Source organism: Corynebacterium sp. HMSC074H12 (assembly GCF_001813755.1).
Classification (GTDB): Bacteria; Actinomycetota; Actinomycetes; order Mycobacteriales; family Mycobacteriaceae; genus Corynebacterium; species Corynebacterium hiratae.
The window spans coordinates 1-12893 of the sequence record NZ_KV813927.1; the positions used below are offsets into that span (position 1 = coordinate 1).

General features: G+C 61.0%; 13 protein-coding genes. 7 read left to right on the top strand and 6 right to left on the bottom strand.

The genetic code is table 11. The features are described 5' to 3' along the window. The coding region (locus HMPREF2932_RS07855) for a biotin/lipoyl-containing protein (protein WP_305764065.1) at positions 1 to 373 on the bottom strand (373 nt) is incomplete at its 3' end. A 148-nt stretch (positions 374 to 521) separates the two neighbouring features. Between HMPREF2932_RS07855 and HMPREF2932_RS07860 the strand changes: the two genes are divergently transcribed. Beyond that, positions 522 to 929 carry an oxidoreductase gene (locus tag HMPREF2932_RS07860; RefSeq protein WP_070546898.1) on the top strand — a complete coding sequence of 136 codons (408 nt, stop codon included), beginning with the start codon at positions 522 to 524 and terminating at the stop codon, positions 927 to 929. An 11-nt stretch (positions 930 to 940) separates the two neighbouring features. Here HMPREF2932_RS07860 and HMPREF2932_RS07865 read toward each other — a convergent pair whose 3' ends face one another. Next, positions 941 to 1483, bottom strand: a complete 543-nt coding sequence (locus tag HMPREF2932_RS07865) for an isochorismatase family protein (protein ID WP_071409951.1) — start codon at positions 1481 to 1483, stop codon at positions 941 to 943. Between the two features lie 28 nt (positions 1484 to 1511). Here HMPREF2932_RS07865 and HMPREF2932_RS07870 point away from each other — a divergent pair, with 28 nt between their 5' ends. Then, positions 1512 to 2786 carry a glutaminase gene (locus HMPREF2932_RS07870; RefSeq protein ID WP_071409952.1) on the top strand — a complete coding sequence of 425 codons (1275 nt, stop codon included), beginning with the start codon at positions 1512 to 1514 and terminating at the stop codon, positions 2784 to 2786. Positions 2787 to 2834: 48 nt separating this feature from the next. Here HMPREF2932_RS07870 and HMPREF2932_RS07875 read toward each other — a convergent pair whose 3' ends face one another. After that, the gene (locus HMPREF2932_RS07875; protein ID WP_071410000.1) at positions 2835 to 4334 is read right to left on the bottom strand and encodes a leucyl aminopeptidase; all 1500 of its coding nucleotides are present in this window, start codon (positions 4332 to 4334) and stop codon (positions 2835 to 2837) included. 212 nt (positions 4335 to 4546) lie between these two features. On the opposite strand from HMPREF2932_RS07875, the gene HMPREF2932_RS07880 reads away from it, so the two are divergent. Then, positions 4547 to 5647 (top strand): branched-chain amino acid aminotransferase, encoded by a 1101-nt coding sequence (locus HMPREF2932_RS07880; RefSeq protein WP_071409953.1) that lies wholly within the window; start codon positions 4547 to 4549, stop codon positions 5645 to 5647. A 12-nt stretch (positions 5648 to 5659) separates the two neighbouring features. Here HMPREF2932_RS07880 and HMPREF2932_RS07885 read toward each other — a convergent pair whose 3' ends face one another. Together HMPREF2932_RS07885 and HMPREF2932_RS07890 are read right to left on the bottom strand one after the other, a co-directional pair. Beyond that, on the bottom strand, positions 5660 to 6574 hold the full coding sequence (locus HMPREF2932_RS07885; RefSeq protein WP_070515791.1) for a nicotinate-nucleotide--dimethylbenzimidazole phosphoribosyltransferase: 915 nt from the start codon (positions 6572 to 6574) through the stop codon (positions 5660 to 5662). Between the two features lie 12 nt (positions 6575 to 6586). Beyond that, complete coding sequence (locus tag HMPREF2932_RS07890) at positions 6587 to 7279, bottom strand: DUF3043 domain-containing protein (RefSeq protein WP_070682156.1); 693 nt, start codon at positions 7277 to 7279, stop codon at positions 6587 to 6589. A 179-nt stretch (positions 7280 to 7458) separates the two neighbouring features. Between HMPREF2932_RS07890 and HMPREF2932_RS07895 the strand changes: the two genes are divergently transcribed. Next, positions 7459 to 7803 (top strand): HesB/IscA family protein, encoded by a 345-nt coding sequence (locus tag HMPREF2932_RS07895; RefSeq protein WP_070512402.1) that lies wholly within the window; start codon positions 7459 to 7461, stop codon positions 7801 to 7803. A gap of 83 nt (positions 7804 to 7886) precedes the next feature. Here HMPREF2932_RS07895 and asnB read toward each other — a convergent pair whose 3' ends face one another. After that, a complete protein-coding gene (asnB, locus tag HMPREF2932_RS07900) occupies positions 7887 to 9809 on the bottom strand; it encodes an asparagine synthase (glutamine-hydrolyzing) (RefSeq protein ID WP_071409954.1) in 1923 nt (640 codons plus the stop codon). Between the two features lie 354 nt (positions 9810 to 10163). On the opposite strand from asnB, the gene HMPREF2932_RS07905 reads away from it, so the two are divergent. From HMPREF2932_RS07905 to HMPREF2932_RS07915, 3 genes are all read left to right on the top strand, one after another. Further along, a complete protein-coding gene (locus HMPREF2932_RS07905; protein WP_070682150.1) occupies positions 10164 to 11243 on the top strand; it encodes an aa3-type cytochrome oxidase subunit II in 1080 nt (359 codons plus the stop codon). Positions 11244 to 11262: 19 nt separating this feature from the next. Next, positions 11263 to 11694 (top strand): aa3-type cytochrome oxidase subunit IV, encoded by a 432-nt coding sequence (locus tag HMPREF2932_RS07910; RefSeq protein ID WP_046647941.1) that lies wholly within the window; start codon positions 11263 to 11265, stop codon positions 11692 to 11694. A gap of 585 nt (positions 11695 to 12279) precedes the next feature. Continuing rightward, positions 12280 to 12864 carry an aa3-type cytochrome oxidase subunit III gene (locus HMPREF2932_RS07915; protein WP_198531141.1) on the top strand — a complete coding sequence of 195 codons (585 nt, stop codon included), beginning with the start codon at positions 12280 to 12282 and terminating at the stop codon, positions 12862 to 12864. Positions 12865 to 12893: the final 29 nt, after the last annotated feature.

Consider the following 12893-nt stretch of genomic DNA (forward strand, 5'->3'; position numbering starts at 1 on the left):
CCGGCATTTCCACGTCGGTGGCATCACCAGAAGCAGCAGGCGCCTCGGACTCAGCGTCCTCAGCGGGCTTGTCTGGGGTCTCGGCAGCCTTCTCGGAGGAATCCGCGGACTCCTCAGCAGCCGGTGCGGATTCGCCTTCGTCACCGATGATGGCGATGACTGCGCCCACGTCTACGGTGTCATCTTCCTCAGCCTTGATTTCGAGGATGGTGCCGGCGACCGGGGAGGGGATTTCGGTGTCGACCTTGTCGGTGGAGACCTCGAGCAACGGCTCGTCGACCTCGACGGTGTCGCCGACGGACTTCAGCCACTGGGTAATCGTGCCTTCGGTTACGGATTCGCCCAGTTCGGGCATCACAACAGAGTGTGCCATAAGTGTTAAGACTCCTCGAAAGTTGGAATTAGTGAAACGCTAGTGTTTGATTCTACAGCGTGTTTATAAAAGGTGCGCACGGGTGGGGTGAATTAGGGCATCCTCCGCACGAAGTGGCTGAAGGTGGCCTCCGGTAGGCTAAAGAGCCATGTTCAACCCCTTCCGCCGCAACAGCTCCAAGTCCCAACTGCGCCCGCCCCGCGCACCGGGGGAGACCATTCGCGCAGAAGACGCCCAAGAGCTTCAAGCCTGGGCGCAGGGACGTGCTTTTATTGAGGCCTTTGTTGAACCGGAGACCGTGGTCAACGAGATGTCTGTCGTTGTGGTGGATGAAAACGGCGCCTTCATTCGCCGTCGCATTGGTGGGCCCAAAGGCATCGACGCGGTGGCTAAGCTTCTGCGCTGCGATGTCTATGACGTCGAAGAGACTGGTTACCCCCAGCGCATGCGCGAGCGCATCGAGCGAGAGCGCATTCTGCGCAAGCGGGAGGAACAACGCGAGCGCCGTCAGCGGTTTGAACAGCGACAGCAGCAGAATGACCAGGACGGCAATTAGAGGGGTGCTGCCTAGCCAGTAATGATGGTGGCGCCTGCCTTCTCAAGCTCTTCCAGAGCGGCGGCGCCGCGGGCCTCGTCGACAGGCGCGCAGTAATCCGCCAGCACACGCACCGTGAATCCCTCCGCAAGGGCGTCGGCAGCGGTGGCGCGCACGCAGTGATCGGTAGCGATGCCCACGATGTCCACGGCGGTGATGTCGTGCTCGCGCAGCCACTCTGCCAGGGGAACGCCGTCGGCCGCGCCTTCGAAACCGGAATACGCAGCGGTATATTCACCCTTCTTGAAATAGGCCTGGGCGGGCCCGATCGCTTCGTGCATCGCGGCGCCGAAGGAATCGGCCACGCAGTGCGTGGGCCAGGTATCGACAAAGTCGGGGTTCTCAGAGAAATGAGTGCCTGGGTCGATGTGCCAGTCCTGCGTGGCAACGACAGTGTCGTAGGAAGGCTGGAGGGCACCGATGCGATCGGCCACCTCATTTCCGCGCTCGGTGGCGAGGGCTCCGCCGGGGCAGAAGTCATGTTGGACGTCGACAATGATGAGTGCAGGTGTCATACGCGGCAATTCTATACGCTGGGAAACGATGAAAACACCGATTCCTTTTTATCTACAGAAGATCCTTGATGGCGTTCACGATCACGATTCCGGAGAAGTCGCGGACTATATCCCGGAGCTGGCTGCCGCAAACCCCGAGCAGCTGGGGGCTGCGCTGTGCTCTGTGACGGGCCACCTCTACAGCGCCGGTGACGCGGAGACCCGCTTTACCATTCAGTCCATTTCCAAGCCCTTCGTCTATGCCCTCGCTCTGAGCGAGTTCGGCCCTGACGCGGTGCGTGAGGTGGTAGGACTCGAGCCCTCGGGGCAGGCCTTCAATGAGTTATCCCTAGCCAAGGACCACCGCCCCCTGAACCCGATGATCAATGCCGGTGCCATCGTGGTCAATCAGCTGATTAATGGGGTGGAGTCGACCGTGGAGGACCGCGTGGAAAAGATCCGCGCCTTCATATCCCAGTTGGCGGGGCGCGAGGTGGACGTCGATAAGCGCCTGTGTGACTCGGAACTTGAGCACGCTGAGCGCAACCTGTCCCTGGCACATATGCTGCGCTCCTACGGCATCATCCAGGACGATGCCCACGACGCCGTGCTGTCCTATACCTCGCAGTGTGCTCTGTCGGTGGACGTGCGCGACCTCGCCGTCATGACCGCGACCCTGGCTAATGGTGGCCGCCAGCCGGTAACGGGGGAGAAGATTTTGGACGCCGACGTCTGCCGCATGACGCTTGCGGTGATGAGTTCCTGCGGCATGTACGACGGTGCTGGGCGCTGGATGGCGGAGGTGGGAATCCCCGCTAAGTCCGGCGTATCCGGAGGACTCATTGGAACGCTGCCGGGGCAGATCGGCGTGGCGACGTTCTCGCCGCGTCTCGATGAGCAGGGAAATAGCGTGCGCGGAACCGAAATCTTCCGCGAGCTCTCCTCGGACATGGGTCTGCACTTGATGTCCACGGAAAACCGCTTTGGTGTGCACCCAGTGCGCGGCGTCGACGAGGATGACGACACCGCGATTATCCGCCTACAAGGTCATATCAACTTCACCGCCACCGAAGCCATCCTCCACGAACTGGAGGAGCGCCAGTTCTCCGGCAAGCGCTTGGCCTTGGACTTCTCCCAGGTCTCTGGCCTGCACAAGGTGGGCCGGCGCATGCTCAAGGAAGGACTGCGCCGGCTGCGTGAGGAAGGCAACGAGGTCGCGCTTGTCGACGACGACGGGCTCGTCACCGACCGCGCCATGTCCGACGGTACGGTCCTCCCATTGGCGGATAAGGAGGACTACGTCATCGCCGGCGAAGAGGTGTGAGCGGCCTAAAGCCGCTCACACGAGGGGCCGCATGGAAGCCGCTCTGATCTAGGCTTCGGCGATCTCGCGCAGCGCTGCCACCACGGTGCGCACCGGAACTCCGGTGGCGCGCTTCGGGGTGTAGCCGCGCGGGGCGGAACCGTTCCAAGAGGGGCCGGCGATATCGATGTGGGCCCACTCGATGCCCTCGCCCACGAACTGCTTGAGGTAGGTACCGGCGAACTCCATGCCGCCCTCGCGCTTCGCATTGATATTGCGGATGTCCGCGGCCTGGGACTTGATCTCCTCGTCGTGCTCTTCCAGCAGCGGCATAGCCCAGGCGTTCTCGCCCACCTCGCGGCCGATTTCGGCGAGGCGATCGCGGAAGACCTCGGAGCCCATGATGCCGGAGGTGCGCGAACCCAGCGCCACGATCTGTGCGCCGGTGAGTGTCGCGGTCTCAATGAGGTAATCGGGCTTATCCTCGCTGGCGCGCGCGATGGCGTCCGATAGCACGAGGCGGCCCTCGGCGTCGGTGTTGAGGACCTCGGAGGTCAGGCCGCCGTAGTGGGTAATGACATCGCCCGGGCGGGTGGCGCCAGAGCCCGGCATGTTCTCAGCCAGCGGCAGGGTAGCGGTGATCTGAACCGGCAGCTTCAGCTTGGCCGCCGCGATGATGGTGGCCGCCATCGCAGCGGAGCCACCCATATCCGAAATCATGTCCCACATGCCATTGCCTGGCTTGAGGGAGATACCGCCGGTATCGAAGGTAATGCCCTTACCTACAAGAGCCACGTGTTTCTTGGCCTTCTTGGGCTTCCAGCTCAGGCGCACCAGACGCGGCGGGCGGGCAGACCCCTTGCCTACCGCGAGGATGCCGCCGAAGCCCTGCTTCTCCAGCTGCTTTTCATCGAGCACCTCGACGTCAAGACCGGCTTCCTTTGCCTGGCCGGAAAGGAATGCGGCGTAGGACTCCGGGTAGAGCTCGTTGGCGGGGACATTCACGAGGTCGCGGGCAAGCAAGACAGACTCAGCCACGGTGCGGGCTGCCTCGAATTCTTCGGAGACAGACTTATCAGCCACCACCACGAAAGTGGCTGGTTGTTCCTTCTCCTCCAGTTCGGTGGAGCGAATGCCGCGATAAGCGTAGCCGCCGAGAATGAGACCCTCGACAGCGGCGGTAACGCCGAAGTCCGCTAGCGAGGTCACGATGGTGCCCACGCCCGCGGTGGCGCGGGCCACGGAGCCGGCGGCGCGGCGCAGTGCCTCGGCGTCGAGTTCCTCGACATCGCCCAAGCCCAGCGCAATGACCTGCGCAGCCCCTGCCTTCTGCGGGGCGGGAACCTTCACGATTTCCCCTGCCTTGCCCGTCGCGCCCACGGCCGCGAGAGCCTCGTACGTCGAGCGCAGTGCGGACGAGCTGAGAAGAGAGGTGCCCGGCACCTCGAGTCCCTCCTCGCCGGCGAAGGTGGCGATCAGCAGGGCATCTGCCTGCTTGGGAGCCTTCTTGGCCAGCTCAACGGTGGGGAAAGAGCCGCGTGCGGGCAGTTCGAACGTGGAAGAAGCCACGATGTCCTCCTTGAGAAAAGTGACAATGGGATACTCCTCACACACTACCCGTGTCTATGGTGTGGAACGTACTGGGATTACAGTGGGATTACGGTGGGAGTGGGGTGGGGTGGCAGCGGGGCTTGTGGGCTCGCCGAGTGGACTCAAGGAGTGGTGATCTAGCTAGGGCATTTCTGCATCTCTATAGGGGGCTAAGGAGTACGCTGTAATCCATGTTGAATTACACCGTGACGCGAACTGAAACCCCCACCTCCCCGGAGCGCCTGCAGGAGATTCTGGCGAACCCGGGCTTTGGTAAGTACTTCACCGACCACATGGTGACGATTGACTGGACCGAGGACAAGGGATGGCACGACGCGCAGGTACGCCCCTACGCGCCGTTTAGCATGGATCCGGCGTCCACCGTCTTCCACTATGGCCAGGCCATCTTCGAGGGCATCAAGGCCTACCGCCAGCCAGATGGCAGCATCGCCACCTTCCGCCCGGAGCAGAACGCGCAGCGTCTGCAGGCTTCCGCTGAGCGTATGGCTATGCCGCAGCTGCCGGAAGAGGAGTTCATTGAGTCCCTGCGCCAGCTTGTCGACATCGACCAGGCCTGGGTCCCCGAAGCCGGTGGCGAGGCAGCGCTGTACTTCCGCCCCTTCATGATCGCTACTGATGTGTCCCTGGGCGTGCACCCGGCGCACTCCTACCGCTATGTCGTCATCGCCTCCCCGGCAGGCGCGTACTTCACCGGCGGCATCAAGCCGGTGTCCGTCTGGCTATCCACTGACTTTGTTCGCGCTGCTCCCGGCGGCACGGGCGCGGCCAAGTTCGCCGGCAATTATGCGGCCTCACTGCTCGCCCAGGCGCAGGCCGCGGAAAAGGGCTGCGACCAGGTGGTATGGCTGGACGCCATCGACCGCACCTACATCGAGGAAATGGGCGGCATGAACCTGGCCTTTGTCTACGGCGAAGAGGGCAACCAAACCCTGGTGACCCCGGCGCTGTCGGGCTCACTGCTGCCGGGCATTACCCGCGCCTCGCTTCTGCAGGTTGCTGAGGACATGGGGCTGAAGGTCGAAGAGCGTCGCATCACCTACAAGGAGTGGGAGCAGGACGTTGCTTCCGGTGCCATGGTGGAGGCCTTTGCTTGCGGCACTGCGGCCGTTATTACCCCGGTGGGCCACGTCATGGGCGACGAGACCGACTTCCACATCAACAACGATGAGGCCGGCGCTACGACGATGGCTCTGCGCGAGCGCCTCACCGGCATCCAGCGCGGGTCCGTGGAGGATACCCACGGCTGGCTGCACACGCTGGTGGAGGCTTAGAGCGCAATTCGCTTAGGCAAGCTCGGCGGCCAGCTGCACCAGCGGCAAGGCCGCGAGCGCGCCGAGGGGGAAACCTTCGCTCAGGTTTAAATCAAGCAGTGGGGTTAGTCCCAGCTCTTTGAGAGCAAGCGCATACGCCGGTTCGGGGGTGGTCGTCCCTGCGCGCAGCCAGCCTCTCACGCCGGGCGCGGTGCGCTCGGCCAGGACGGCGGCGGTGGCGGCCAGGGGGCCGTCGATAAGCACCGGCGTTCGCCGCGCCGTGGCCTGCGCGATGAAACCCGCCAGCGCTGCGAGATTCGGGGAGCCGATGGTCTGCACGACCTCCCAGCCCTCCAGGTTGCGGGCGCGGAACATCGAGTCACGCACAACGCTCACGCGGGCCTTCCACATCGCATCCGTAATACCGCTGGCCAGAGTATTCGTCCCCACAATCGCCACCGGTTCGGTATGGGTAATCCGGCCCATGACGCTGGCGGCGACTGTGCTTGCGCCGATACCAAAATCAGACGTGATGAGCAGATCAGTGCCCGAATCGATCTCTCGGTCAGCCGTAGCCATGCCGAGTTCGATGTGTGACTCGCACTCTGCCGGGGACATAGCGGCAGAGGGGGCACCAGGCTCAGTGCTGGTGGACTCTGCGCTGCATTCGACGAAGTCGATGCCCGCTCCTGCCCGCTGCGCAGCGCTGAAGAGATTATCGCGCCACCGATCTGCATCGCTGAGGGAGTGCTCTGTGGCTTCTGCACCGTCGACAGTGGGTACAACGTTGGCATCAGCGCCCTCAAAGACGATGGCTCGGGGGCGCTGAAGGGGCTTCGCCTGCGGGGAATCCTGCGCTGCCGCCAACCACGCGGCAATTTCGGCTACGCGGTTTGGTTGAGCTGCGGTTGAAGGGCGCAGCTGGGGAACCGCGGTGAATTCAGGCATGTGTCCTCCGGTTTAGACGGTGGCTCCGCGCTCCACCTGCGGGCGCGGGGTGCGCCACTTACGCGGCTGGGAGGCGCGGGAGTACGCGTAGAAGCCTAGGCCAAAACCGGCCTCGGTGGTTCCGGGGAACTTCAGGCGCACGGCGTTGTTGCACTTGCGCGCGAGCCAGAAGCCCTCGACGGCAAAAACAACGATGATCGCCATTGCACCGATCGAGATGATCTGCGACAGGCGCGGGTCCCGGGTGCTGACAAACATGAGTACGAGCAGGACGATAACAAAGGGCATGACCCACTCGTTGATAAAACGGCGGGAATCTACCCAATCGCGCACATAGCGGCGGACCTCGCCCTTATCGCGGGCGAGCAAGTAGCGCTCGTCGCCAGCGGCCATGCGCTCCTGTGCCACCTTGTTACGTTCGCGGGACTCAGCGCGCTCCTTACGCTTATATTCCTTCCATTCCGCCTTGGACATGGAAGCCTTAAGCTCCTTGCGATGCTGGTAGCGTTGCGCGTCCGACATCCCCCGGGGATCACGCTTGACGCCGCGGGCGATTTCCTGCGCATCACGCTTGGGCGTGGGGCGGCCCTTCGGCGGCGTGTAGCCCTTGCGGTGCGGTTTCTCGGCGGCGGGTTGCTCTTCCGGCGCCGGGGATTGCTCGGCGGGGGAAGAAGTCTTGTCATCTTTTTGCCACGGAAGTTTCACGCTGTTTAGCGTACAAGGTCTAGCAGACATAACGGGAATAGGCCCGCGGGAGAGAGCGTTGTGGTTAGGGAACAGGACACCTGTGAACCACTAGTGAACTGTGAGGCATCCTTTCTTCCTCACCTGTGAGGGGGTAGGGTGGGCTCCAGAAAAATTCCGCATATATAAGAGGAGAAATCATGACCGCTCCCGCGTCTGCAACCGGAGTTATCCTGACCGAGGCCGCTGCCGCCAAGGCAAAGTCCCTGCTTGAGCAGGAAGGCCGCGACGATCTGTCACTGCGCATTGCTGTCCAGCCAGGCGGCTGCGCGGGTCTGCGCTACCAGCTCTACTTCGATGACCGCACCTTGGATGGTGACAAGGTGGACACCATTGGCGGCGTTAACCTCGTCGTAGACAAGATGTCTATCCCGTACCTCACCGGCGCCAAGATTGACTTCTCTGACACCATTGAGGCCCAGGGCTTTACCATCGATAACCCCAACGCTGGCGGCTCCTGCGCTTGCGGTGATTCCTTCAATTAAATTCAAGTAAAGTCACGTTGACAAAACGATGAAGCCCTCGTCCGCAGTGTGCGGCGAGGGCTTCGTCAGTTTTGTTGTTTTAACTAGAGCTTCACGGGGTAGTCGCGCTGCTCTATCTTCGGGTCGATGCGGTCTTCCACGAAGATGCCATGCCAAATCATGAAGGACAGCACCGTCCACAAGCGGCGTGAGTGATCGGATACACCGTCGCGGTGCTCCTTGAGCATCTCCAGAACTTCCTTCTTGTTGAAGATGTCCTCGGTCTGGGATTCGGTAATCTGATCCTGGGCCCAGCCGTAGAGCTCATCGCCGGCCAGCCAGTGGCGCATCGGAACCGGGAAGCCCAGCTTCTTGCGGTGCAGCACGTGCGGGGGAACGATCTGCTCCATGGCCTTGCGCAGAGCGTACTTGGTCGTGCCGTGCGAAATCTTGAGCTCGTGGGGGATAGTTTCCGCGACCTTAAACACTTCCTTGTCGAGGAAGGGAACGCGCAGCTCTAGGGAGTTGGCCATGTTCATCTTGTCGGCCTTGACCAAGATGTCGCCGCGCATCCACGTAAACAGGTCGAGGTGCTGCATGCGGGCTACCGGGTCGAAGTCCTGTGATTGCGCATAGATCGGTGCGGTGACCTCGCGGTGATCCCACGACGGCTTGGCCCAGGGGAGCACCCGCTGGAGCTGCTCGAAGTTAAAGGAACGTGCATTGCCGTAATAGCGCTCCTCCATGGTCATCGAACCACGGTTGAGCAGGGACTTGCCCTTCATTCCTTCGGGGAGTACCTGTGAGAGCTTGCCCAAGCCGCGGCGCAGCGGGGAGGGGATCTTCTCGAACGGAGCCAGGGAGAGAGGCTCCTTATAAATGGTATAGCCGCCGAAGAGCTCGTCCGCACCTTCGCCGGAGAGCACCACCTTGACGTGCTTGCGGGCTTCCTGGGCCACGAAGTACAGCGGAACGAGGGAAGGGTCCGCGACGGGGTTGTCCAGGTACCACATGATCTTCGGTACAGCGTCGGCATACTCGTCAGGGGAGACGATCTTGACGATGTGCTCCACACCGATCGCCGCGGCGGACTCGGCGGCGACATCCACCTCGGAGTAGCCCTCGCGCTCGAATCCCGTGGTGAAGGTGAGTAGGTCTGGGTTGTGGCGCTTGGCCAGAGCTGCGATGGCGGTGGAATCAATGCCACCGGAGAGGAAGGAGCCGACGGTGACGTCCGCACGCATGTGCTTCTCTACGCTATCCTCCAACGCCCGGGCGATCCTGTCGAAGAGCTGCTGCTCCTCGCCCTGCTTGACGGGTTGGATGGGGAAGCGGGGCTTAAAGTAGCGCTCCGATACAACTTCTTCGCCAGGGCGAAGCGTCACGGTGCAGCCAGACTCGACGCGGCGAATATTGGCGTGGAGGGACTCTGGCTCAGGCACGTACTGCAAGTCTACGTAGTGCTCGATGGCGCGCCTATCAAGGCTGAGGTCTAGACCGAGCGAGTCGGCCATCGAAAGGATGCACTTCATCTCCGAGGCGAAGACCGTGCCCTCCTTGGTGGTGGCGTAGTAGAGCGGCTTGATGCCGAACTGGTCGCGGGCGGCAAACATCGTGCGCGTTTCGGTATCCCAGATAACGAAGCCAAACATGCCACGCAGGTGCTCTACGACGTCCTTACCCCAGTGGTGATAGCCCACGACGATGGGCTCGCCGTCGCCCTCGGTGTTGAAGGTATAGCCGGCGGCACTGAGCTCTTCGCGGAGTTCTACGTAGTTATAGATTTCGCCGTTGAAGGTAAGGGCATAGCGCTCGGGGTTGTCCTCGGGGCCCCAGCGGAGCGGCTGATTGGAGTGTTCGAGGTCGATGATAGATAGGCGGTTAAAGCCAAAAGCCGCATCATCGTCGTGCCAGGTTCCGGCAGCGTCCGGGCCGCGGTGGCGCATGCACTGAAGAGACTGTCCAAGAGCTTCCAGGTGCTGGGCGGCGTTGCGATCGGCGCTCAGTAGCGCGCAGAGTCCGCACATAAGCTTGCTTCTCCTTATAGATCACGGTTTATCTCCGGAACACTTTACGGCCGCGGCTAAACGATCTGCGAACCCCGCGCCGCGTTCCCCGTTAGGGTGCGAACTTTCGGATGATGCAGGGGTGTGCGGCTTGTGAATTGGGTCATAGCCGGGAGGGGGAGGCTGGGGGAGCTGGCGTGATCTTGCGCAGGTGGGCCGGTAACATTCCGTACGGTCACTACTTATAGGGCAGGTCCAACGCCCAGACAGTCCAGCGAAAAGGCCTGAAAATCAGGCAGGATGCTCTATTCTGATTGGGTAGGAATGCTCTGTGAGTATTCGAGAAGTTTGTGTGCACAGAAAGGCAGAACACACGTGGGACAGCGTAAGCAGCGCAACCTCGGCCGTAAGGCAGGCCTAGCGGGCGTCATCGCTTTGGGCGGTCTAGCCCTTGCGGGTTGTGACGTCGCAGCGCCGACGGCAGTTGAGAACCTCCTAGGCATGGGTTGGCCGAAGGGTGTTACCCCTGAAGCGACCTCGATGTACAACTTCTGGATCTGGGTCTGGGTTGCTGCATGGATCATCGGTTTCATCATGTGGGGCCTGTTCCTCACCGCTATCTTCCGCTGGAATGCGAAGAAGGCTGAGAAGGCCGGCAAGGGCGAGTTCCCGAAGCAGCTGCAGTACAACGTGCCGCTGGAGATGGCTCTGACCATTATCCCGATTCTGATCATCATGGGTCTGTTCTTCTTCACTGTTCAGGCTCAGCAGAAGGTTACGGCGCTGGACAAGAACCCTGAGGTGACCGTGGACGTTACCGCCTTCCAGTGGAACTGGAAGTTCGGTTACGCCGAGAACAAGGTTGATGGCGAGAACTACGATGGCGCCGATGCTGAGCGTCAGAAGCTTGCCGAGGAATCCTCCCTCGACCCGGAGGGCACCCCGAACCCGAACCCGATTCACGGTAAGTCCACCGGTGACATCTCCTACCTCAACTTCAACAAGATTGAGACTGTTGGTACCACCGAAGAGGTTCCGGTTCTGGTTCTCCCGGTTGACACCCCGATCGAGTTCCGTCTCGCCTCCGGCGATGTTTCCCACTCCTTCTGGGTTCCGGAGTTCCTGTTTAAGCGCGATGCCTACGCGCACCCGGAGAACAACTCCCAGGAGCGTCGCTTCCAGGTAGAGAAGATTGAGGAAAAGGGCGCCTTCGTTGGTCGCTGTGCTGAGATGTGCGGTACCTACCACGCCATGATGAACTTTGAGATTCGCGTCGTTGACCGCGCAGACTTCAACGAGTACCTCAAGTTCCGTGAGGAGAACCCGCAGGCAACCAACGCCGAGGCTCTCGAGCACATCGGTGAAGAGCCCTACGCAGTTACCACCGCTCCGTTCAACTCTCTGCGCGACACCCGCGATGCCGACAACTTTGTCGACACCGCTGAAGCGGCATAAGAAAAGGAACTGATAGAAAATGCGTGCAACATCTAAGGTCTTTTATTCCATCGCGACCTACCTCTTCGTGTCGCTCATCGTCTACGTCATTGGCGTTAACTACGTCAAGGATGATGGCTACATGTACGGCACCGAGTGGGTCGGCATCGTGGGCTTGGTCCTCGCTATGCTGCTCTGCCTCATGCTGGGCGGCTACCTGCACTTCACTGATAACCGCTCCGACATCGCGCCGGAGGATTGGGAAGAGGCGGAGACTGAAGACGCAGCCGGTATCCTTGGCTTCTTCTCTCCGAGCTCCATCTGGCCGCTGTGCATGACCGGCTCCATCGCAGTGCTGGGTCTTGGCATCATCTTCCTCTACTTCTGGATGATTATCCTGGGCGCAGTCCTGCTCGTCACCTCCGTGACTGGCCTGTCCCTGCAGTATGGCCTTCCGAAGGAAAAGCACTAAGGCTTAACCTTTTCTGCCGCGCTTTCTAGCGTCACGACTTCTCACGCCTCCGCCACACCTCGTGGCGGAGGCTTTGTCGTTGAGAAGACTGCGTCGTAGTGCGTTGCGGAAAGTTCCCAAAAGGGAGAAAAAATTTCGATTTGGGTGGAGTGCTGGGGGAGCGGGTGGCTTGCCGAAAGTGTGTAACTCTAGGTCTGTGCTTAGAATTCCAGCACGTTAACGGCCATTTTTACGGGGGTCATCCGAAAGTTGCAGTCCTGCACTTTCGCCCGCGGGGGCGGGTGTGATTTATCTCATTGGCGTTGGTCCGACCGGTTTCGGATTGCGGGCAAAACGTACCTCTTCTTGACCTGTTGCTGGCTTCACAACTGGCGTTGCCAAGTCTCACTACCTGCAGGGATGGGGCGTCGTAAAGCGCGCTAAAAAGTTCCCGACTACTTCCGGGGAGCTCTGTGGTTCCTGCCTGGGGTGAAAACTGTGAAGGTCTAGGTCGTGGCCTCAAAAAAATCGGGGGGAAATGAGATGACTTATGCGGTCAGACCAGCCATACTGTTATGCGTGACGAGCGTAGTTTCTAACCAAGGTATGGCAGCACCACGTGTTGCCGCGCTGAACCGACCCAACATGGTCAGCGTCGGCACCATCGTGTTCCTGTCTCAGGAATTGATGTTCTTTGCTGGACTGTTCGCGATGTGGTTCACCTCGCGTGCGAACGGCCAGGAGGGTGACTGGGCAGAGCACACGGCGCACATCAACGTGCCCATGGGCTTCCTCATTACGAGTGTCCTGGTTCTTTCCTCCGTGACCTCTCAGTTCGGCGTGTTTGCAGCAGAAAGGGGTGACGTTTACAAGCTCCGACTCTGGTACTCGGTAACCATCGCGTTGGGTGTTGTCTTCTTGGGCATCATGGCGTTCGAGTGGACAGAGTTGATCATGGCAGGTGTCACTGTTCAGTCCAGCGTGTTCGGTTCGGTCTTCTACATTCTGACCGGCTTCCACGCGGCTCACGTGACTGCGGGTCTGATTTCCTTCGGAATCATCTTGGCGCGCATCGCCCGCTCCAAGTTCACGCCTGCACAGGCCACCGCGGCAATGGCAGTGTCTTACTACTGGCACTTCGTTGACGTTGTGTGGATCGGCGTGTTCGTAGTCATCTACCTAGTTCAGTAGGCCGTAGTCGCCGGAGAATATCCGGCCTA

Coding starts and splice junctions, on each gene's coding strand:
- HMPREF2932_RS07860 (WP_070546898.1), top strand. CDS start 522: ATGTTCAACCCCTTCCGCCGCAACAGCTCCAAGTCCCAACTGCGCCCG.
- HMPREF2932_RS07865 (WP_071409951.1), bottom strand. CDS start 1,483: ATGACACCTGCACTCATCATTGTCGACGTCCAACATGACTTCTGCCCC.
- HMPREF2932_RS07870 (WP_071409952.1), top strand. CDS start 1,512: ATGAAAACACCGATTCCTTTTTATCTACAGAAGATCCTTGATGGCGTT.
- HMPREF2932_RS07880 (WP_071409953.1), top strand. CDS start 4,547: ATGTTGAATTACACCGTGACGCGAACTGAAACCCCCACCTCCCCGGAG.
- HMPREF2932_RS07885 (WP_070515791.1), bottom strand. CDS start 6,574: ATGCCTGAATTCACCGCGGTTCCCCAGCTGCGCCCTTCAACCGCAGCT.
- HMPREF2932_RS07895 (WP_070512402.1), top strand. CDS start 7,459: ATGACCGCTCCCGCGTCTGCAACCGGAGTTATCCTGACCGAGGCCGCT.
- asnB (WP_071409954.1), bottom strand. CDS start 9,809: ATGTGCGGACTCTGCGCGCTACTGAGCGCCGATCGCAACGCCGCCCAG.
- HMPREF2932_RS07910 (WP_046647941.1), top strand. CDS start 11,263: ATGCGTGCAACATCTAAGGTCTTTTATTCCATCGCGACCTACCTCTTC.
- HMPREF2932_RS07915 (WP_198531141.1), top strand. CDS start 12,280: ATGGCAGCACCACGTGTTGCCGCGCTGAACCGACCCAACATGGTCAGC.